This window comes from Spirosoma soli, from assembly GCF_042684525.1.
In the GTDB taxonomy this organism is placed as follows: Bacteria; Bacteroidota; Bacteroidia; order Cytophagales; family Spirosomataceae; genus Spirosoma; species Spirosoma soli.
This window is the reverse complement of the sequence record NZ_JBHULN010000001.1, coordinates 799,498-820,354: the sequence shown is the minus strand read 5'-3', so window position 1 is coordinate 820,354 and position 20,857 is coordinate 799,498. Positions and strand designations below refer to the sequence as shown.

Genomic DNA, 20,857 nt, shown 5'->3' with positions numbered 1-20,857 from the left:
CATGAGACCCGCCTTAGATCTTTTCTTTCCGCCGACCGACGAGCAACTGACCTTCGCTAAGCAGATCGGTGTGGATGATATTGTGTTGTTCGGTACCAGCCTCGAAAGCTGGTCGGAGCTGTCATTCAAGAACCTGATTGCTATTCGGAATCGGATCGAAGATGCCGGCTTGCGGTTGTTTTCGATAGAAACTTTCCCAGCCCGCTTTTACGACCAGATTATTCTCGGAAAAGCCACCCGGACGGAGCAGATGCGGGCGTATCAGGAAGCGATTGATAACATCGGTCGGGCCGGAATCAAGTATCATAGCTACAACTGGATGCCGACCGGCGTCTGGCGAACGACCTATAGCTACCGGCTGCGGGGCGGAGCCAAAGGCATCGCATTCAACGCCAGCGACATCGAGAATGCTCCCCTGAGCTTCGACCGGGCCTACGAAGAAGAAGAGTTTTGGGATTATTACGCCTACTTCATCAGTGAACTGGTGCCGGTGGCCCAAAGCGCGGGCGTCAAGGTGTCGGTACACCCCAATGATCCGCCCGTCGCCAGCATCGGTGGAGTGCCGCAGCTTTTCCGCTCCAAGGAAAATTTCGACCGGGCGCTACAAATTCAGCCGTCGGATAGCCACGGCTTAACGTTCTGCCTTGGCGGCTGGTCGGCAATGGGCTTCGGTCAAACCATGCCTGACGTGATTCGGGAGTATGGGCCGCAGGGCAAGATTCATTACGTGCATTTTCAGTCGCATAACACCGAACGCGGCCCGGGGGCTCCTCCGTTTTTCTCGGAAAACTTCATCGAACTGGCTGATTACAATCCGTTTACGGTGGTGCAGTCGTTGCAGGAAGTTGGTTTCGATGGGGTAATGATCCCCGGTCATGTCCCGCAACTTGATGGTGACTCGGAATGGCGGAACACGTACACCGTCAGCGACGCACGATATGTCCATCCGATGGGTGGGCACCGGGCGCGGGCGTACACAATTGGATTCATGAAGGGACTGATCAGCGCTTTGCAGTATGAAATTGCTTAAGGGTATCACCTGGAACCACACGCGCGGCTACGCTCCGCTGGCCGTTACGTCGAAGGTCTGGAATGACTTTCAGCCCGATGTAGACATTCAATGGAATATCCGCTCGCTCTGGTCATTCGGAGAGGAGGGGCTGGAGCAACTGGCGCAAGAGTATGACCTGATTCTGGTTGACCATCCGTTTATGGGTACGGCGGCCAAGTCGGGGCTGTTCGTGCCGTTGGATGAGCATGTTCCGGCAGAGGAATTGGCCCAGTTACGTAATCAAAGCGTTGGGCAATCGTTTGCCAGTTACGAATACGACGGTCATCTGTGGGCGCTCGCGGTTGATGCAGCTGCGCAAGTATCGGTAGCCCGAATGGACTGGTTCGAGCGCGAAAACCGGCCATTACCCAAAAGCTGGGAGGACGTAATTGCGCTGGCGAAAGAAACCGGCCGGGCCGCGTTCGGCAGAGTCGCGATGCCAATGGCACCGATGGGTTTGCTGGGGGCTTTCTTCTCGCTCTATGCCAATCAGTTCGAGCCGCCTTTTACCCAGGAGGAAGAATGGAACATCGATGCCGAAACAGCTGGTTTTGTCCTAAGCCAGCTAACGTCACTGTATGCGCTCATCGGGGCGGATTATTTGAAAAAATATCCTGTAGAGCTGCTGAATCGGATGGCGCAAACGGATGATTTAGTGTATATGCCCATCACCTACGGCTACGCCAACTACGGCATGGCCGGTTATGCCAAACATCCGCTGACATTTGGGCCATTGCCGGGAACGCGTCCAGACGGCGCTACGCTGGGGGGCGTCGGTATTGCCGTATCCACGTTTTCGAAACACATTGAAACCGCCGTGGCCTATAGCCGCCGGCTGGCTGGTGCTGAGTGCCAATCAACGCTGTACGCGATGAGTGGAGGGCAACCGGCCAACCGACTCGCGTGGGAAAGCCCAGTACTCAATCAACTGACCAACAACTTTTATCAGAATACGCGGGAGACCGTCGAAAAGGCGTTCATGCGGCCCCGGTTTGATGGGTTTCACCACTTCCAAACCGAGGCTGCCTGGCTGCTGCAACAATGTCTGTTAGGGACTATTCAAGCCGACGCTGTGATCCGGCAATGGAAAACTCTTTACACAAGTGTTCGCTATGCGATTAACCACTAAAAAAGCCCTCGTCACGGGAGCCTCGCGGGGGATCGGACGCGCTATTGCACTGCATCTGGCGAAGGAGGGCTGCGCGGTAGTGGTGCATTACCACGAAAATCAAGAAGAAGCCGACGCCGTAGCAGAAGCGATTCGGGCCAGCAGTGGTACGGCTTACCTACTGCAAGCCGATCTGGCTGACGTTGCGCAGGCCATCCGACTCGGTGAACAGGCCTGGGACGTAGCGGGCGGGCTCGATTTCTTGGTCAATAACGCGGGGGTTTCGTACAAAAAGCACTTTCTGGATGTCACCGAGGCCGATTTTGATCAGTTTGCTACTGTCAATTTCAAAAGTACTACGTTCCTGACGCAGACCGTCGCCCGGAAGATGGTCGAGCAGAACGTAGCGGGCAGTATTTATACGATTACGTCAGTAAATGGCATCCGGCCGGGAGTAGGTTTGTCCGTCTACGGCGCGACCAAAGGAGCGCTTGAAACACTGATGAAAGGGGTTGCGATGGAGCTTGGGCCACATGGCATTACCGTCAATACAATAGCCGTTGGGGCCATCGAAACGGACATGAACCGGGCGGTTTGGGAGAATCCCGAACTATTGAAAGAAGTCAATAACGGTATCCCGGCGGGGCGGTTTGGTCAACCAGAAGAGGTAGCCGCCGTGATCGTTGATCTGCTGGCGTCGGGGAGGTACGTGACCGGCGCGTCGATTACGATTGATGGCGGCCTTCTGCTGATGCGGGGCTACGGAAAACCGGGTCGTTACGAAGCCGGAAAATGACGATCCAGCGCGTCAAGGCTGTCAATGAGGGTGACACCTTCCTTGTTACAGACAGGTCTGAAGTCAGAATCGTAAGAAGCGAGGTAATTAATACCGGCTGATTTACAATGAGAAAAAATAATAGCGTCGTTCGGTAACAGGTTGTACGTCCGCATCAGGCGGGGCGTTTCTCTGGCCACAGATTTATCGACTTGCTCTAAAAATGTAAGTGGTTTCAACAAACTCTCGAAGTCATGCTCAACCAACGCTTCAAGCAGGTCTGTCTTTGTTCCTTTTCGATATTCTACAAGTATAGACGAGTCCAAAAAGATATTTACTGGAGATACCATTCCTCTTCTAAATCAATTTGGGGGGCTAAGATAGCAGGCATAGAACCTTTGTTTTTAGCAAGAATTTCTCTTTTCTCCGCCAAAGTTAACGGTCTATCAATTGATTCCTCTTCCGTTACCACAACCCGCAACTTCTTTCCTCGGAGGTTTTCTGGTAGCTCAATAGTGATTTGCTCGGCGGCCTTATCCGACTCAATGATGATTGATTCCATGACCTTTACTTTTTAATGATGAAAACTACATCAAATTATGTACTTCTCCTAACGCTCTATCTGCTGTTTAGTTCGGCATACGCTCAGCAGACCAGCGAGGTTAACCGGCGCGACCGGTCCGCCGATGCGGGACCGAAACTCCGGAATCCGTACCGTATCACTCCCCGAACGGGTGCGCAGCACATTGACTTGTCGGGGGAGGGTTGGGAGTTGTCGCATACGGACCGACCCGTGTCGGATCTGAAACAACCCCGCAAGGACGCGTTTCAGACCAGCGTTCCGAATTCGGTGCACTGGTCATTGTACAAAGCGGGGAAGTTGCCGCATCCGTATTATGCTAAAAATTCTACTAAATACCGCTGGGTGGAGGAGAAAGCCTGGTACTACAAGAAATCGTTTGATATACCGGCTTCGGCGCAGGGTAACCTGGTGTTCTTGTGCTTTGATGGCGTCGACTACTTTTCTAAAGTGTGGGTAAACGACAGCTTAGTGGGTGTGCACGAAGGCATGTTTGGTGGGCCATCGGTAGAGATTAGTCGGTTGGTGAGGTTTGGTGGAAAAAACGAGGTTACCGTCGAGGTACGGGCCGGGAACTGGGGCAATAAAGCTACCGACTACGAAAGCCTGCCGCGGACGGCTTCGGGCGAGTTTGACTACTCCAAACGAACCGGCTACAATCCACGCGCCAGCGGAAAGATCATCAAACCGTGGGTTATTTCGGGTGGCTCTGGCGGTGAGGCTTTCTTCACGGTCGGCATGTGGCAGGGCGTCCGGTTGGAAATTGTGCCACCGGTTCACCTCGAACGGCCGTACCTGACAACAAAGAGCGTAACGAACAATACTGCCCAACTGCATCTGTCGGCTGAGGTCTTTGCGAATTCACATTCGTTACAGCGGCAACTGCACCCCTGGCACAACACTCAGTTGAATCACCCCAACGAGAAAGGGACGATTTTCAAACCGGTGGCCGAGAAACTGAGCGTATCAGTGGAATTAACATCTGGTACAAGCACTGTACTGACGAAAGAGTTTCCCGTCGTAGCCTACGAAGGGCGCGTCTGGCTGGAAGAAGACCTGAGCTTGTCCAGTCCTAAACTCTGGCAACCGAACGGGTTAGGCCAACCGAATCTGTACAAGGTGAATCTGACGCTGAAGAAAAACGGTAGTCCGATTGATCGACTGAGCTTCAACTACGGCATTCGCACCATTGAGCGGGTTGCTACGGCTGGCCCTCGCATTGCCGACCGTTGGGAAAACTGGCAGTTTGTGGTCAACGGGCGCAAAATTTTTGTGAAGGGCATGAACTTCACCCCGCAGGATATTTTGCTCGACCTGCCCGCCGAACGCTACCGCTGGACGCTCGAAGCCGCGAAGAAAATGGGTGTGCAACTTATCCGCATCTGGGGTGGTGGTATACTGGAAACTGATCATTTCTACAATATCTGCAATGAGCTGGGCATCATGGTCTGGCAGGACTTTCCGATTGGCAACCAGGATACCCCCGACTACCCGCAGGACGTTTGGGAAGCACAGGTTGTGCAGAACATCTTCCGGCTGCGTAACCACCCGTCGCTGGTTGTCTGGAACGGCGGTAACGAGTTCAACCCGTATTCGTACGGCAATGCGGCTACTATGGGTATCCTCGAACGGAACCTTGATATTTTCGACAAGCAGCGTTTTTTCGTCCGCACGACGCCCGACGATGGCTCCATGCACGCGTACCCTGACATGGACCCGACCTGGTACAATCGTAGCTACAAATTTGAGCCATGGGTATCAGAAACAGGCATGCACAGCATTCCGGAAGCCAGCGTCTTCTACGAAACGGTGGACAACAAAGAATTTACGGGTCTGGGTAAAATGTGGGACAAAAACTTTGGCCCGACCCACCCCGAGTTCATTCATCACTTCACCGAATACGGTCCCGGCCGGGTACCGCGTATGCTAAGCCGGGCCTCGCACATCGCCGACGTAACGGACCCGACTATTGAGTCAATTTCGGAAGCCTCCCAAGTCGGCGCGGGGGAGTTCTATCAGGTGCTTTCCGAGAAGATGCAGGGCAATTATCCCGTTACGACCGGGCTAATGCCGTGGGTGTTCAAGCGCCACTGGCCGGTGATCGCCATTCAAATGATGGACTGGTTCGGGCAGGCCGCTGCACCCTACTATTTTTTGAAACGTACGTACGAACCTACCCACGTAGCGATTGATCTGCCACGTCTGCTCTGGAAATCCGGTGAGCAAATTCCGCTGAACGTCAAGGTGACGAACGCCAGTCAGACGGCCGTGCCCGGTACGGTGTCCATCACCGTTTGGGATGATGCGTTTAAACAGCTCTGGACCAAAAATATTCGCATGACAGTGCAGCCCGGCACTTCGGTGACGAGCGCAACGATCGGTAGCTACACCATTCCGGCCGATTATAAAGACCGCTTCCTGTTTATGGTCGCCGAACTGAAAGATGCGTCCGGTAAGCTGGTGTCCCGTTCGCTGTACTACCCACGCTCGCTGATGATGCTGGATGATAAAGCCTTCTACGACAAATACGTGTCGGAACCCATTGCCTGGCCGACGCTGGAGAAAGGGCCATTCCTGAAACCAACCGTGCAGAAATCATCAACGCGGTTGGAGACCAGTCTGGTGTCGACGAAGAAGTTGGATGATAGCCGCTCGCAGATAACCGTGCAGGTACGTAATACCGGATCAACGCCCGCCTTCATGACCAGGATTGACATCGCCGGTGTGAAACGGGCGGTGGTTGCCGACGATAACTACTTCTGGCTGGCTCCGGGCGAAAGTCGCACCTTATCAGCCGATGTACTCTGGCGGGAGACGCCAGCCGGCAACGTATCGGTCGTGGCCTCGGCCTGGAACGCGCCGGAGGTGAAAGTGCCGCTGGATACTAAATCAGTCATGGTTCAAAAGCTGGGTAAATAGAACACTATGAAGCAATATAAGTGGGAATTGCTCGTGCTGCTGTGGTTGGCGTTCTTTTTGAACCAGGCCGACCGCCAGATTTTTAGCGTTGTGCTGCCGCTGATCAGGCGCGACCTTAGCTTGACTGACGCGGAACTGGGCCTAATCGCTTCGGCGCTGGTCTGGACGTATGGCTTACTGGTGCCCATTGCCGGGTTCGTCGGTGATCGGTGGTCGCGCCGGAACATCCTCTCATTCTGCCTGCTGTTCTGGTCTGTAGCCACCTTGTTTACGGGTTTCTGTACAACGTTGCTTCAGTTCGTGCTGCTGCGCGGAATTGCCACGGGTGGTGGAGAGGCCTTCTACGCGCCGTCGGCTAATGCGTTGCTGGGCGATAACTACCGCCAGAATCGCTCGTTTGCCTTATCCATTCATCAGACAGCGGTTTATTTCGGAATTATTCTGAGCGGTCTGGCGGCCGGTTACATAGGCGAGCATTACGGCTGGCAAAAAGCATTTTACTTGTTCGGGAGCTTCGGTATAGTGCTGGCTGTGGTTTTTTTCAGCCGTATTCCGAAAGACGTCCCCAACGTCAGCCTGATTAGGCAATCGTCCGCTTTGACTGAAATCAGCCAGACCGCCCGGACCATCGTTCGTAAGCCAACGGTTGTACTGCTCACGCTGGGGTTCGGCTGCATGGTGTTCGTTAATGTTGGCTATCTGACCTGGATGCCGTCGTTTCTGGTCGATCGGTTTAGCATGAGTCTGACCGACGCGGGTTTCTCGTCGCTGTTTTATCATCACCTCGGCGCTTTCCTGGGCGTATTGTCGGGGGCTAAGATTGCCGATCACTATGCCAAAACCAACCCTAAAAGCCGACTGATTGTGCAGGCGCTGGGGCTGTTGCTGGGCGCTCCGTTCATCTACTGGATGGGTCAGGCCAGTAGCCAGACGACGACCTACACGGCCCTGTTTCTATTCGGGATTTTCCGCGGTTGGTACGATTCCAATATTGTCGCGTCATTGTATGAAGTCGTTGCGCCGTCCGTTCGCTCGTCGGCTTACGGGCTGATGCTGGCGTGTGCGTTTCTGATCGGCGCGACGTCGCCTTACCTGCTCGGACTATTAAAACCCACACTCGGCCTGGCGGCTGGCTTGTCGAGTCTGTCGGGGTTTTATGTGCTTGGTGGCTTGCTCATCGGCCTGGCCGCGTGGGTCTTCTTCGGACCGGACCGACAAGCAGTATCCGATGCAGACTATCCCGTCAATGGTCAACCTCAAATTCCTGTTACGCATGATGACCTGGCCTGAATCAAACATAACATCAGCCAACGTAGCTATCAACACGTTAACCACGGGATTGCGGTTTCCCGAAGGACCGGCTTTTGCGCCGGATGGTAGCCTATGGGCGGTCGAGCTGAAAGGCGAAAGTCTGGTTCGTTTTCAAAAGGGGCAGGTTGCGCGATTTCAGGTAGGAGGGCAGCCCAACGGTATTGCTATCGACGCCCAATGCCTGATCTGGTTTTGTGATGCCGGACAACGTGCCATCCGGCGCTTCGATCCGCAAACAAATCGAACCGATACCATCGTGACGTCACTAGATAATCAACCGTTCGACAAGCCCAATGATCTGGCTTTTGATGCTATCGGTAATCTTGTATTTACCTGTCCTGGAGAGTCCCGACAAGAGCCGACCGGTTACGTCTGCGTGTTGACCACCAGCGGAGACGTTCGAAAGATTACGGATGGTAAGTATTTTCCGAATGGGCTGGCGTTTACGGCCGATGGTCGCGAGTTAATCATTGCTGAAACCTACCGCCACCGGCTTTGGAAAGGTCGTTGGGACGCCCAAACTGCCCAATGGACCGACGCTCACATATGGGCTACCGTAGACGGACCCCAAGGGCCGGGTGGACCGGATGGAATGGCTTTTGGTGAGGATGGCAACCTGTACGTGGCCGTTTATGGCACCGGCAAAATTCATGTCATCAACCACGGAGGCCAGGTGATCCGGTACCTCAACTTACCTGGCCAAAACCCAACGAACTGCGCTTTTGACCCCACTGGCCGGTTTAGTCTAGTGGTCACCGAAGCCGAAAAAGGCGAATTGCTCAGCTGCTCAATTGCTGTTCAGGGGTCGCATTTGTTTAATCCAACTGTTTTTATCACTCCAATCAATCAGTAATCAATCTTAACAATCAATACGTATGGAAATCATTGCCAACACCTATCCTGTTCGTCAGTTTCAAACCAATTATGATTGGGAGGAAATACGCGCCCGCTATTTGCCACTTTACGCCGGTTTAGTCTCCGACGCACTCGAACATCTCGGGTATCATAGCCAGTGTATGGCCAGCGGCATTTATCCGCTTACTCATACAATGAAAGTAGCAGGGCCAGCGTTTACCTGCCACGGTATTGCTACACCCAGCCGGGACGAAAAGATTCACGACATTCGACTAGGGATGTTTAAAAGTATGACGCCGGGGGTGGTACAGGTGCGCGACACCCAGGGCGATACCTCCTGCGGGCAGTTTGGGGAGATTTCGGCCACGGCCGCGGCAGCTCACGGCTGCGTTGGCGCGGTTATCGACGGCTCAACCCGCGACTCTAATTACCTCATTGACATGGGCTTCCCTACGTTCTGTCGCTTCCGGAATCCCGTGGAAGCCTTCGGGCGGTTTATGGTGGTCGATTATCAGATACCGATCTACGTAAAGGGCATGGACGGCCTGCTGAAAATCAACCCCGGCGATTACATCTTCGGCGACAACGATGGTGTCGTGGTGGTGCCCTACGATATGACCATTCAGGTATTGGAACTGGCTGAAGAGTGGTTTGCCAGCGAAGCCAAAAGCCGCAAAGCGATGGCCGAGGGCAAAAACCCGTTTGATGTGTACGAAGAGTTCGGGCGGTTTTAACCAGGCTTGCTACGTCATCCGATACACATAAATTGCAAAGAGGGTCATCTTGTTATGTGGGTTATACATAACAAGATGACCCTTACGTACATAACATCTACGAGTGATCAAATATCATCCGCCAGCCGTCGCGCGTTTTCTCCCACACCGTTGTAAACCAACCGGTTCGATCTTCTTTGCCTCCTCCGGTGAGTACAAACTGGCCTGTTACTAATGCGTTGGTCTTGCCTAATAAGCGCACGTTGACGTGCTCATAACGCAGTTGCTGTAGTGGCCGGCCTGTTTTCCAAAACCCCTTTTTCATGGTGTTCTCAATGACCTCGACACCACCTCGTGGACCATTAGGTCCCATTTCCTGAGCATCGGGTGTGTAAGCTCCCAGGTACTGTTGCAAGTTTCCCCGGTTCCAACCTGCTGAGGTAGAGTCGAGGGCCCGACGAATCTGGATTTCGTCCGGAACGGGCTTTGGTTTTGCAAAACCTATTGCGGAATAAAGCACAAACAAAACAAAGAAGCTAGCGAGTCGAATCATAGTAAAGGAGTTAGTTGTATGACAAAAAATACACCACGTAAAGGCACTCAACTATCAAATGTATTTAAAACCGCTTATCGGCTTTTCAATTTACTGACTTATTCTACCGCGTTAGTAACCAATTAATTATGTTAAATTTGTCGACTAAGTCGCAAGACTAACCATGTTAAGCAAATGTTACAATTCGCTAAGTATGATATGGTAAACCAGATTTAAGCGTTTATTTACTAGCGTAAGAACATTCGTGGAATCACTAAAACTACTTTATGAGGAAAGAAGCTGTCAAATTTGCAAACAAGGATAAATCACTCTTCTTTCCGGTTTTAAGAGAACGAATCGACTCTCATTTCAAAGAAAGTCAGCTTCCAAAGCAGGGAGATCACCGACTGGTCTGGAAAGGTATTTTCATGCTAGCTCTCTTGCTGATACCCTATGGCCTGATTGTGAGCAATCAGTTTTCAGCCTGGACGTCTCTACTGTTTGCCGTTCTAATGGGGTTCGGTATTTCGGGGGTAGGCATGTCGGTGATGCACGATGCTAATCATGGATCATTTTCGAGCGTTTCCTGGATCAATTCGTTCTTCAGTGCATGCCTGTATCTGTTAGGTGGAAATGTACTGAACTGGAAGATTCAGCATAATACGTTGCACCATACTTATACGAACATTCACGATGTAGACGAAGACATCACCGGGAAGTTTTTACTCCGGCTGTCACAGGGTGATAAGCTCAGGAAGATGCATCGGTACCAGCACGTATACGCTTTTCTGCTGTATGGCCTGATGACGATTTCTTTTTTTGTAAAAGATTTCCGGCAAGCTTACAAGTATAACCATAGCTCAGGCAAACTAGTGAAGCCATTCACAAAGCAGGATGTTAATGTATTGGTTGCGAGTAAGCTATTTTATGTCTTATTTATTGCTGTTGTGCCATTAACCGTAACTGACTTCACCTTTGGGCAGTGGTTGCTGGGCTTCTTGGCGATGCATTTTACGGCGGGCGTAGTGCTGAGTACCATCTTTCAGCTAGCACATGTCGTAGAAGGAGCGGAGCAGCCCTTGCCCGATACGAATGGTGTGGTTAGCAGCGCCTGGGCTATTCATCAACTACAAACTACCGCTAACTTTTCGTGCCCAAGATTGCTATCGTGGTTCATCGGTGGGCTGGACTTTCAGATTGAACACCACCTTTTCCCCAACATTTCTCACATACACTACCGGACACTATCGCCCATTGTCCAGCGTACTGCTGAGGAATACGGAATTGTCTATAACAATAAAGAATCGTTCCCCGAAGCCCTGAACTCCCACGTCAGGATGTTAAAAGCACTCGGTAACTGATTAGGCTGCTTATTCGCTTCGGTCTGCCAGATTGAACGTAATATGCAAGGTTACGGGCCCATTAGTTCAGATAAGGCCAGCAACCAGGACAATGAGACTCGGTTTGCCAAGCCTGCACTACATAATAAACTCATCATTGATCACCTCAACGGGGCTAGGAACTTCTTCAGCGCCCAATAGCTCCAGCAAATTGATTTCGATGGTGCGCGTAATAGCATTTAGCGAGATCCCAAATGGAGTGGCTTCAAACGGGTTCATCAGGCTTAAACCGTTGATGTGCGCTACGTGAAACACAAAACCAATGATCCAGCTCAGCAAGATAGACCAGGGACCTGTATCATCGGCAATTGAGAGCGTTACAATCATCACGAATAGCCAGATAAACAGACGGGTAAAGTACAAATAGGTTGGCGGAAACACCGTGCCCTTAATGCGCTCTGACCTACCCATTCCGTCGCTGAACCGGACAATCATCTCGTTGAGCGTCATGAACTGAAAACCGTCAATTCGGCCAGTTCGCTTTAGATAATTAAGGTCTTTGGCCTGCCGGTCCAACAAAGCGCTGGGCACATTGGTGTATTTAGATACCTGCTGCCCCTCTTCTTCGCTAATGTATTTGAAGTATGACTTGTCTTTGGCACCACGAAGGGCTTTCTTCAACGCATATAAAAAACTGATGTGGCGGAGAATCATCCGGCGGGGTAGCTCGTCGGCTTCAGGCAGATCGTCTGTGTATCCCAAGTCGTTTCGGGATGAGTAGAATAGCACGTTACGAGCCCAGGAGCGGGAGTCATTGACAATTCCTCCCCAAATGGTGCGGGCTTCCCACCAGCGGTCGTAGGCCTGGTTGTTGTTGAAGCCAATGAAAAATGCAATGGCTGTACCAATTAATGAGGGGAGTGTGGTTGGTACCCTGACAAAGTCTTTAATCACGTGCACTTCCAGCCAATAAGCTATTGCACAGAGGACCAGCATAATTAAATCAACTTTCCAGGTAATCCTTAAGATTCGAAGCAGTCGTAAGTTCTGATAAAGTAGCACTGGTAGTAGGGTTGTTTAATGAAAAACAAGTGGCTACCTTATAACTTAGTTTATATTTGATTGGTTTTGGACGAATGTAGCCAAATAATTAAGAATTGCTAACTAGCTACAGCAGCAGACCCGCTAATGTTGCCGACATGTAGCTAGCTAACGTACCACAGATCAACGCTTTAAAGCCTAGCCGGGCCAGGTCACTTCTGCGTTTAGGGGCTAGCTCACCAATGCCGCCTACCTGAATGGCAATAGAGCTGAAGTTCGCGAAGCCACAAAGTGCAAAGCTGGTGATAGCGATTGTCTTGGGCTCTAAAGTCGGTTTGAGCTTGACTAGGTCCAGGTACGCCACAAATTCATTAACGACCATTTTAGTGCCCATCAGGGCGCCGGCTGCTTCAATATCCTTGCCTGGTACGCCCATGGCCCAGGCGAACAACGAAAAGAGCTTACCTAACAACAAGTTTAAGCTGAGATTATCCATCCCTAATACGTAATAGCCTAATCGGAACAAGACGCTATCGAGCAAGGCAATAAGCGCAATAAAGCCGATCAGCATAGCAATTACGTTGAAGCCAACCTTTAATCCTTCGCTGGCTCCAGCGGCAATAGCATCGAGCAAGTTGACATATATTTTTTTGATCTCAACTTTAACCGTACCCTGCGTTTCAGAGACTTGCGTCTCGGGCATTACGATCTTACTGATCACTAATGCACCGGGGGCAGCCATAATGCTGGCTGCCAGCAAGTAAGGAGCTGGAACGCCCAGGGAAATATAAACCGCCAATACTCCTCCTGCAATGCAGGCAAATGAGCCGGTCATGCTGGCCAGGAGTTCAGAATTGGTCATACCATTCAGGTATGGCTTAATCATAATCTGGGCTTCTACCTGCCCAACGAACGTACTGGCAACGTTGGATAAGGCTTCGGCTCCGCTTACTCCCATCAGCCACTTCATGGCCCGAGCCATCACAGCCACAATCCGCTGCATAATACCAAGGTGGTAGAAGATGTTGACCAATACGGCCACGAAAATGATGGTTGGAATAACTTTAAAGAAAAAGATGAAGTTATTGTCGGGACCAAATGCTTTGGTCAATACGTCCGTGCGAACCAGCGACGAGAATACAAATTCGGCTCCTTTGTTGGCTTTTTGTAGCAGTCGGTCTACGTAGTAGCCCAAACCCTGGAAAAGTTGTTGCCCGATCTCTGTTTTCAGAACGAATACGGCCAGGCCAAACTGTAGCGCTAGCCCAACACCAACGGTACGAAAATTAATAGCTTTGCGGTTATCAGAAAGAGCGTAAGCGATGCCCAGGATTAAAACGATGCCAATAAGGCCGGTAAAACGATCCATTCAGTGAAGACACAGTTGCAGTTAGGTTTGCGAAGATACGCATAAAAAGCAGGAAAGGGAGTAGAGAAGACGGCAGGAGGGCTGTGTAATTTCCTCTACCATTCTTTCCTACTCCCCCTTTTAGGCCTTCTTAAATATTCGCAATGGCTCGTTCGGCTCCTTCCTGATACTCCTCTTCAAGCTGGGCTACTTCAGCTGGTTTTACCTCGGGATCAAACAACCGGGCTTCCATCACTTCCTTTTCAGTGACCTCAAAGAATTGTTGGTGCATGTTAAGCGGCTGAGTGCCATTTAGCACTTCGCACTTCTGAAAATTACCATCTTCATTAAGCTCGTAGGAATTGACATTATCGCGTAGGTTGTAGTTCAGGATTAGAACGGCCAGCTGCTTTACCCGCTGGTCTGCTAAATAGAACAGCGACTCAATCCGCCGGTCGAAACTTCGCACCATAACGTCAGCACTACCTCCGTACACTTTAGAGTCGCCGTTGTTATGGAAATAATAAATGCGTGTATGTTCGAGGAAATCGCCGACAATCGATCGCACGGTAATATTCTCGCTCAAACCAGGTCGTTTTGGCCGTAGGCAGCAGATACTGCGCACGATCAATCGAATAGGTACACCGGCCTGAGAGGCTTTGTAAAGCTCATCAATGACTTGCTTATCCTCCAGCGAATTAACTTTTATGCAAATACCACTGGGCAGACCACGTTTGGCGTTATCAGCCTCCACCCGAATGAGCCGTAGAAGTTGTTCGCGCATGTCACGCGGGGCTGTAATCAGGTATTGATATTCGTTGGGCAATGAATGGCCCGTTATAACATTGAAAAACTCAGAGATGTCGTGGGTATACACCTCATTGGTCGTCAATAAACCAATGTCGGTATATAAACGTGACGTATCTTCGTTGTAGTTACCGGTAGCCATATGGGCATACCGAACCACACGAGTGCCTTCATTCCGGACAACCAGAAGCAGTTTCGTGTGCGTTTTATAGCGACTAATTCCGTAAATCACGAAGCAGCCTGCCTTCTGCAATCGTTGGGCTTCCCGGATGTTGTTTTCTTCGTCGAAGCGTGCTTTCACCTCAAACAGTACCGATACGTGTTTACCATTTTCGGCGGCTTTCAAGAGCGCTTCTGTGATGCGGGACCGCTTAGCCAATCGATAAACTGTGATTTTGATGGCTAAAACGTGCGGATCTTCGGCGGCTTGCTCGAGCAATTGCAACACCGGCTCAAAATTGTTGTACGGGTGATGCAGCATCAGGTCGCGCTGCTTGATGATCTCAAAAATGTCATCGGTTTTTTCGCGACCCAGACCTATGGGTGGTACCGGCGCGTGAGGCCGGGGCATATCGTCTTTGAACTCCGGATGGCCAATAATCTGCCAGAACGCCGAGAAATCGAGTAATGTCTGCGATTCAAAAATGTTAAGATCATCGATCTCCCAACGCTTTTTTAGCAGATTCAACATCCACGGAGAGCTTGTTTCACCTTTCCCGTCAGTTTCAACTTCAACCCGGGTTACGCGGCCTAAGCGCCGGTTTTTAATCTTTTGCCGAACTTCATCAATGAAGTCAACTTCATCGTCGTCGTTCTCATCCAGGGTAAAATCGCCATTACGGGTAATACGAAACAGGTTGACTGACGTGATCTCAACATTACGATATAACTTCTTAATGTTTTGGCGAACGATCTCTTCAATGGGAACAAACACTATTACATCTTCACGCTCAAACGACACGAAGCGCGGAAGATTAGCCGGAATCTGCACAAATGATAGCCGTTGCCGATCGTCTTCATCTTCCGAACGCAGACTTTGCAGATCGGCCCCATCCGGGTTTTGCGTAACGACGCCGAAGATGAGTACTTTGGCCAGCAACACCGGGAAGGTGTGCGTGTAGTCGTACAGCATGGGCGTCAGTGTCGGATAGATCGCCCGATCGAAATAGTTCGTGGCTTCTGATTGTTCTTCAACCGTAAGCGATTCGTAGTCGGCTAGCTGAAGGCCATTCTCGGCGAATAACGGGAGTAGCTCATTCGTGAGAACGGTTTGCTGGTCTCGGCAAAACTGCTGAGCCGTCGTAAACAGCGCCTTTCGGAACGGAACTTCGCGCAGCCCCGAATAGTCGACCCGTTGTTTATGGTAGTCCAGGTAGTTATAGAGGCTACCTACCCGAATCATAAAAAATTCATCAAGGTTTGACGCTGAGATAGCCAGGAATTTTAAGCGCTCCATCAGCGTCCGGTTCCGCAACGGATGTTGAGTACCACGCGCTTGATCTAGTACGCGTTCATTAAATTTCAGCCAGCTTAAGTCTCGGCTGAGGTAATCGCTCTGATCGATAACACTGCTAACCTTTTCACTAACCTTTGCCATTTTGTCAGTTGCCTCAGCAGGCGAATTTGCTTGTCGGTGCGTAAATCGGGAAACAAGGTTGCCCAATATAGTACGATTTGGGTTTAGGGAGTAACGCATACACTAATTTCAAACTTTGAATTACAACAAAAAAGCGGGCTAATTGGCCCGCTTCATGTTATCATTCGGTTAAACATCCACTCGGGCATATTTTGCATTTCGCTCAATAAAATCCCTACGGGGGGCTACCTCATCGCCCATCAAGGTTGAAAAGACGTGGTCAGCGTCAGCAGCTGACTCGACTGTAACAATTTTCAGGCTACGTGTGTCGGGGTTCATGGTCGTGCTCCAGAGTTGTTCAGCATTCATCTCGCCCAAACCTTTGTAACGCTGCACCCCTACGTTTTCTTCTTTGCCTCCAGCAGCCAACTCTTTCACTGCAGCTTCGCGTTGCTGTTCTGTCCAGCAGTAACGCTCTTCTTTACCTTTTTTAATCAGGTAAAGCGGGGGCTGAGCGATGTAAATGTAGCCGTTGTCAATCAATGCCTTCATGTTGCGATAGAATAGCGTCAGAATCAACGTCCGAATGTGACTACCGTCAACGTCGGCATCGGTCATGATGATGATTTTATGATAACGAAGCTTGTCCAGATTCATTACCGTCTCATCATCTTTCTTTTCGAGCCGAACACCGAGAGCCGTCCAGATGTTTTTGATCTCTTCGTTCTCGTAGATCTTATGCTCCATCGCTTTCTCGACGTTCAGGATCTTACCCCGTAAGGGCAAAATCGCCTGAAACGCCCGGTTACGTCCTTGTTTGGCCGTACCACCGGCCGAGTCACCCTCTACCAGGTAGAGTTCACACTTTTCGGGGTCCGTATCAGAACAGTCGGCGAGTTTGCCAGGCAGTCCCATACCACCCATAAAGTCTTTGCGCTCGGTCATGATGCGCTTGTAGGCCAGGTCGGCAGCAATACGCGCCTGAGCCGAGACAAGCACTTTCTTAACAATACCCGCTGCCGTCTTCGGATTTTCTTCCAGCCACGTTTCGAGCATGTCGGCCATGGCCTGGCTAACGGCGCTCACTACGTCCTGGTTACCTAGTTTCGTTTTGGTTTGGCCTTCAAACTGTGGTTCCTGGACTTTCACCGAAATAACAGCGGTTAGCCCCTTCCGGAAGTCTTCACCGCTAAAGGTGACTTTCCCTGCGTTTTTAGGTAGCACCCCTGGATTCTTATCAGCGTAGTTCTTAAGCACCCGGGTGAGGGCCGAACGGAAGCCTTGTACGTGCGTACCGCCTTCGTGGGTGTTGATATTGTTCACGTACGAAAGCACGTTCTCGCCGGCCTCGTAGTTGTACACCAGCGCTACCTGCACAGGGGTCGACCCTTTGTCGCTCTCCATGTAGATTGGCTTCATGCCATCGAGCGCAGGGCGCGTTTCGTCGAGGTACTGAACGAATTCGACCAAACCACCTTCCGAAAAGAAATCGTCCTGACGTAACGGCTCTCCATTGTCGTCAAGTTCGCGCATGTCCTTCAGGAAGATGTGAATGCCTTTATTCAGGTACGCTAACTCGCGCAGACGACCAGCGACGGTGTCGTACTTGTAAACGGTTTCAGTAAAGATGGTGTCGTCGGGCTTGAAATGAACGGTTGTGCCGTGGTCTTCAGCGTCGCCAATGACCCGCACATCGTACTGTGGGAAGCCCGTTTTGTATTCTTGTTCAAATATTTTGCCATCGCGGTGAACCTCTACACGCAGGTCGGTCGAGAGGGCGTTAACGCACGATACACCGACACCGTGCAAACCCCCGGAGACTTTGTAAGTATCTTTATCAAACTTACCACCGGCGTGCAGCACCGTCATAACTACCTCGAGGGCTGACTTGCCCATCTTAGTATTGATACCCGTCGGGATGCCCCGACCGTTATCTTGTACCGTAATGGAATTATCAGGATTAATAGTAACGGTAATCTTATCGCAGTAACCCGCCAGGGCTTCATCAATGGAGTTGTCTACGACCTCCCAGATGAGGTGGTGCAAACCGCGAATGCCAACGTCGCCGATGTACATGGCGGGGCGTTTACGAACGGCCTCCAGACCTTCTAATACCTGGATGTTATCGGCACCGTAATTGCCTAACGCGGTTTCAACGGGGGCGTCTGCTTCAATCAGTTCGTTGGTCATATCAGAATAAAAAATGTCAAAAAGTTACGTCGTTCGGGTAGAGGAAGGGTGCTAACTAAACGCACCTTACAGATTGTAAAAATACAAAAAAAAATCATGATTTCCTACCCTCTTTGGTAAGATAGCCTTAATATACGTAAAATTGAATTAAGGCTCAAACTCCTCCATAAATTATAGCCTGATATGGCTCTTCTGTGCGTTTAAAGCCCCTTTTTTGTTGGCAAAAACCTAAACCGACACACTCAATCCGGTAATTTTTTATCCACCGCTTTAGCTAAATTGAATTCTCCAAAAAGTATTATTAACGGAGCTCCTGAAGTGTCAAATAGGATAAAGCTGAGAGATGTATCTTTAAATTTTTTTAGAAATCATGCTCGCTGTTCCGAGGCAATCAAAAACTTCCTGGTCGTTGACTCATGTTACAAAATAAGGCCTGATCATTGTGACCAGGCCTTAGAGAGCTTCTCTACAAAAAGCGTTAATCTTCGGGGTAGGGGATATAAACAAACCCGGCAAAGTCGCCGTGAACAACGAACAGGCAACAGTACTCGTCAGGCTTTTTGTAATTCTCTTTCCATAAATCTACTGACTCCGGGCCGATGAGCGCGCGTTGGGTAAATTCATCCAGGAACGAAGCTTTGTAATTCCACTGATTCTCTAGCTCCGTCGCTCCAATCAGCAGCTGACCAACCGGTACGTCCCGGCGAGAAGCTACGAAAACGGGATAGTCCGAAAAGCCGCGCTTGCGTATCTGGTACGAGGCTTCTTTCAACTGATCAGCCACCTTGACAAAGTCCGATGAAATGGCCCCCATCAGTTCTTTGTTAACGTCATAGGAGTTCGCGTCGTCGAGTAAAGTATTTTCGTTACTGTGATTAATCATATCAGTGAGCAGTTTTATCAGCTAACAGCCGACAGTTAGTTAACATCGCAATCTGTGCAGCTATGTTAGCTGCTGGTGTTAACTGAAACCTGTTAAAATCGGGCGGCCAGTAGCAAGTCAAGGTCCTTGAAGCGCATGTTAAACTTCCGGGCGATGTAAGCGTTTGTGAGCGTCCCTTTATGAGCATAAACACCTTTCATAAACCAACGGTTCGCGTACATCATCTGCTCAATGCCGCCTGTTGTGCCGGTTTCCAGCAGAAAGGGAAGAAAGATATTGCTCAGGGCCATACTGGCGGTGTAGGCTACCCGCGCAGCAATGTTCGGAACGCAGTAGTGAATAACACCCATGTGCTTAAACGTAGGCTGTTTATGGGTGGTCATGCGGGAGGTTTCAAAGTTACCCCCCTGGTCAATTGATACGTCAATAATGACGGAATCCGGCTTCATGCGCCCGATCATTTCCTCGGTAACGACTACTGGGCTAAGTCCATCTTCGGCGCGCATGGCTCCAATTACGACGTCGGCCCGTTGAATGGCTTCGGCCAGCGTATCGGAGGCTATAATGGATGTGTAAACGTGTTGCCCAACGGAGTACTTTAGGCGTTGCAGTTTGTACAAATGTTTGTCGAATACTTTTACGTCGGCGCCCATACCCAGGGCCGTACGGACAGCGTATTCCGTAACGGTACCAGCGCCGAGCATGACTACTTTGGTGGGAGGGACGCCTGTAATACCACCTAGAATAATACCCCGGCCGTTGTCGGCATTGCTGAGGTATTCGCCCGCAATCAGCATGACCGTGCTACCCGCAATCTCGCTCATCGATCGGATAACCGGCATGTTTCCTGCCTGATCTTCGATGTATTCGTAGCCGAAGGTTGTCAGGCTTTTTTCGTTAATCTTCTCAAAGTAGCTGCGATCGTGAGCCGGTAAGTTTAACGCCGAAATGATGGTGCTTCCCGATTTAACGTGGTCGAATTCTCCATCGATGAGCGGCTCAACTTTCAGGATAAGATTGGCTTCATATACTTCTTTGGGCGAATAGCCAATTTGTGCGCCCGCTTCGCTGTATTCGTTATCTGCAAATTTAGCTTTTTCGCCTGCACCCTGTTCTACGATTACGTTGTGCCCATTACGTACCAGAATTGCCACCGCTTCGGGAGTAAGCGCGATGCGGTTTTCCTGAAGCGATACCTCTTTGGGCAAACCAATGAGTAGGCTGTTGCGGCTGGTCTTGACGGCCAGCGGGGCTTCTTTTGGGTACAGGGCCGTTTGCTTGGCCAACTCCTCAAATCCAGTCAATGCGATAACATTTATGGTTTATAAAGTACGGTTGGCAATAGACGAGCGTTCGTATAAAACTCACCTAATGCAAACCGTACTTCATAAACTAGTCAACTAAGTTAGTTTCTACCGTCCGGCGACCAGTGGGATCGGCCAGAAGGTGAACCTGATAATACGTAGCGGGCCAGAGCGATTCAACCCGCTCCGGCCATTCAATGAAACAGTAATTGCCCGAGTCGAAGTATTCTTCAATGCCAATATCTAATGCTTCGGCCTCATTACGAAGCCGGTAGCAATCGAAATGATACACCGATTTGCCTTCGTGCGTGGTGTATTCGTTGACAATTGAAAACGTTGGGCTCTGCACCATGCTGATGACGCCCAGAGTCCGGCAGAGGGCCTTAATGAGTGTGGTTTTACCGGCACCCATTTCACCCGTGAACAACCATACGGCTTGCGTGCGTCCTTCTGCCAGCAGCTGGCGAGCTACAGCATCGAGTTCTTCGAGTCGTTGGAAGTAGAGTTTCATGGGCTCATGAGCA

At 50.6% G+C, this 20,857-nt stretch carries 18 protein-coding genes; 8 read left to right on the top strand and 10 right to left on the bottom strand.

Annotation, left to right across the window (positions count from 1 at the left end):
* Position 1: 1 nt before the first annotated feature.
* Genes ACFSUS_RS03400 through ACFSUS_RS03390 form a run of 3 tightly spaced genes read left to right on the top strand, consistent with a single transcriptional unit; the run spans position 2 to position 2,955 of the window.
* Positions 2-1,030 carry a mannonate dehydratase gene (locus tag ACFSUS_RS03400; RefSeq protein ID WP_381519063.1) on the top strand — a complete coding sequence of 343 codons (1,029 nt, stop codon included), beginning with the start codon at positions 2-4 and terminating at the stop codon, positions 1,028-1,030.
* A complete protein-coding gene (locus ACFSUS_RS03395) occupies positions 1,017-2,180 on the top strand; it encodes an ABC transporter substrate-binding protein (RefSeq protein WP_381519061.1) in 1,164 nt (387 codons plus the stop codon). The genes ACFSUS_RS03400 and ACFSUS_RS03395 overlap by 14 nt, the downstream gene beginning before the upstream one ends.
* Positions 2,164-2,955: an SDR family NAD(P)-dependent oxidoreductase gene (locus ACFSUS_RS03390; RefSeq protein WP_381519059.1), complete on the top strand. Its 792-nt coding sequence runs from the start codon at positions 2,164-2,166 to the stop codon at positions 2,953-2,955. Before ACFSUS_RS03395 ends, ACFSUS_RS03390 begins: the two co-directional genes overlap by 17 nt.
* On the opposite strand, the gene ACFSUS_RS03385 is transcribed toward ACFSUS_RS03390, so the two are convergent.
* Positions 2,937-3,260 (bottom strand): PIN domain-containing protein, encoded by a 324-nt coding sequence (locus ACFSUS_RS03385; protein ID WP_381519056.1) that lies wholly within the window; start codon positions 3,258-3,260, stop codon positions 2,937-2,939. The two genes, ACFSUS_RS03390 and ACFSUS_RS03385, sit on opposite strands and share 19 nt — an antisense overlap.
* Before the next feature lie 8 nt (positions 3,261-3,268).
* Positions 3,269-3,496 carry a hypothetical protein gene (locus ACFSUS_RS03380; RefSeq protein WP_381519054.1) on the bottom strand — a complete coding sequence of 76 codons (228 nt, stop codon included), beginning with the start codon at positions 3,494-3,496 and terminating at the stop codon, positions 3,269-3,271.
* Between the two features lie 18 nt (positions 3,497-3,514).
* Between ACFSUS_RS03380 and ACFSUS_RS03375 the strand changes: the two genes are divergently transcribed.
* The 4 genes from ACFSUS_RS03375 to ACFSUS_RS03360 are packed head-to-tail and all read left to right on the top strand — an operon-like array spanning position 3,515 to position 9,333.
* Positions 3,515-6,433, top strand: a complete 2,919-nt coding sequence (locus tag ACFSUS_RS03375; RefSeq protein ID WP_381519051.1) for a beta-mannosidase — start codon at positions 3,515-3,517, stop codon at positions 6,431-6,433.
* A gap of 6 nt (positions 6,434-6,439) precedes the next feature.
* The gene (locus ACFSUS_RS03370) at positions 6,440-7,723 is read left to right on the top strand and encodes a spinster family MFS transporter (RefSeq protein ID WP_381519048.1); all 1,284 of its coding nucleotides are present in this window, start codon (positions 6,440-6,442) and stop codon (positions 7,721-7,723) included.
* A complete protein-coding gene (locus tag ACFSUS_RS03365) occupies positions 7,707-8,597 on the top strand; it encodes an SMP-30/gluconolactonase/LRE family protein (protein ID WP_381519045.1) in 891 nt (296 codons plus the stop codon). The genes ACFSUS_RS03370 and ACFSUS_RS03365 overlap by 17 nt, the downstream gene beginning before the upstream one ends.
* Positions 8,598-8,619: 22 nt before the next feature.
* Positions 8,620-9,333, top strand: coding sequence for an RraA family protein (locus tag ACFSUS_RS03360; RefSeq protein ID WP_381519042.1), 714 nt, complete (start codon positions 8,620-8,622; stop codon positions 9,331-9,333).
* A gap of 97 nt (positions 9,334-9,430) precedes the next feature.
* On the opposite strand, the gene ACFSUS_RS03355 is transcribed toward ACFSUS_RS03360, so the two are convergent.
* Positions 9,431-9,865, bottom strand: coding sequence for a YybH family protein (locus ACFSUS_RS03355; protein WP_381519040.1), 435 nt, complete (start codon positions 9,863-9,865; stop codon positions 9,431-9,433).
* Positions 9,866-10,131: 266 nt separating this feature from the next.
* Here ACFSUS_RS03355 and ACFSUS_RS03350 point away from each other — a divergent pair, with 266 nt between their 5' ends.
* Entirely contained in the window at positions 10,132-11,205 is a 1,074-nt protein-coding gene (locus ACFSUS_RS03350; protein ID WP_381519037.1) for a fatty acid desaturase family protein, read from the top strand.
* Positions 11,206-11,322: 117 nt separating this feature from the next.
* Here the strand turns inward: ACFSUS_RS03350 and ACFSUS_RS03345 are convergent, their stop codons facing one another.
* The 7 genes from ACFSUS_RS03345 to tsaE all read right to left on the bottom strand — a co-directional run bounded on the left by ACFSUS_RS03345 (position 11,323) and on the right by tsaE (position 20,844).
* Positions 11,323-12,246 (bottom strand): bestrophin family protein, encoded by a 924-nt coding sequence (locus ACFSUS_RS03345; protein WP_381519034.1) that lies wholly within the window; start codon positions 12,244-12,246, stop codon positions 11,323-11,325.
* Positions 12,247-12,352: 106 nt separating this feature from the next.
* Entirely contained in the window at positions 12,353-13,594 is a 1,242-nt protein-coding gene (locus ACFSUS_RS03340) for a NupC/NupG family nucleoside CNT transporter (protein ID WP_381519031.1), read from the bottom strand.
* 130 nt (positions 13,595-13,724) lie between these two features.
* Positions 13,725-15,977 (bottom strand): polyphosphate kinase 1, encoded by a 2,253-nt coding sequence (gene ppk1 / locus ACFSUS_RS03335; RefSeq protein ID WP_381519028.1) that lies wholly within the window; start codon positions 15,975-15,977, stop codon positions 13,725-13,727.
* 168 nt (positions 15,978-16,145) lie between these two features.
* A complete protein-coding gene (gene gyrB, locus ACFSUS_RS03330; RefSeq protein WP_381519025.1) occupies positions 16,146-18,146 on the bottom strand; it encodes a DNA topoisomerase (ATP-hydrolyzing) subunit B in 2,001 nt (666 codons plus the stop codon).
* 478 nt (positions 18,147-18,624) lie between these two features.
* Positions 18,625-19,029 carry a hypothetical protein gene (locus ACFSUS_RS03325; RefSeq protein ID WP_381519023.1) on the bottom strand — a complete coding sequence of 135 codons (405 nt, stop codon included), beginning with the start codon at positions 19,027-19,029 and terminating at the stop codon, positions 18,625-18,627.
* 92 nt (positions 19,030-19,121) lie between these two features.
* Positions 19,122-20,333: an alanine dehydrogenase gene (locus tag ACFSUS_RS03320; RefSeq protein ID WP_381519020.1), complete on the bottom strand. Its 1,212-nt coding sequence runs from the start codon at positions 20,331-20,333 to the stop codon at positions 19,122-19,124.
* An 88-nt stretch (positions 20,334-20,421) separates the two neighbouring features.
* Positions 20,422-20,844 carry a tRNA (adenosine(37)-N6)-threonylcarbamoyltransferase complex ATPase subunit type 1 TsaE gene (gene tsaE / locus ACFSUS_RS03315; protein WP_381519017.1) on the bottom strand — a complete coding sequence of 141 codons (423 nt, stop codon included), beginning with the start codon at positions 20,842-20,844 and terminating at the stop codon, positions 20,422-20,424.
* Positions 20,845-20,857: the final 13 nt, after the last annotated feature.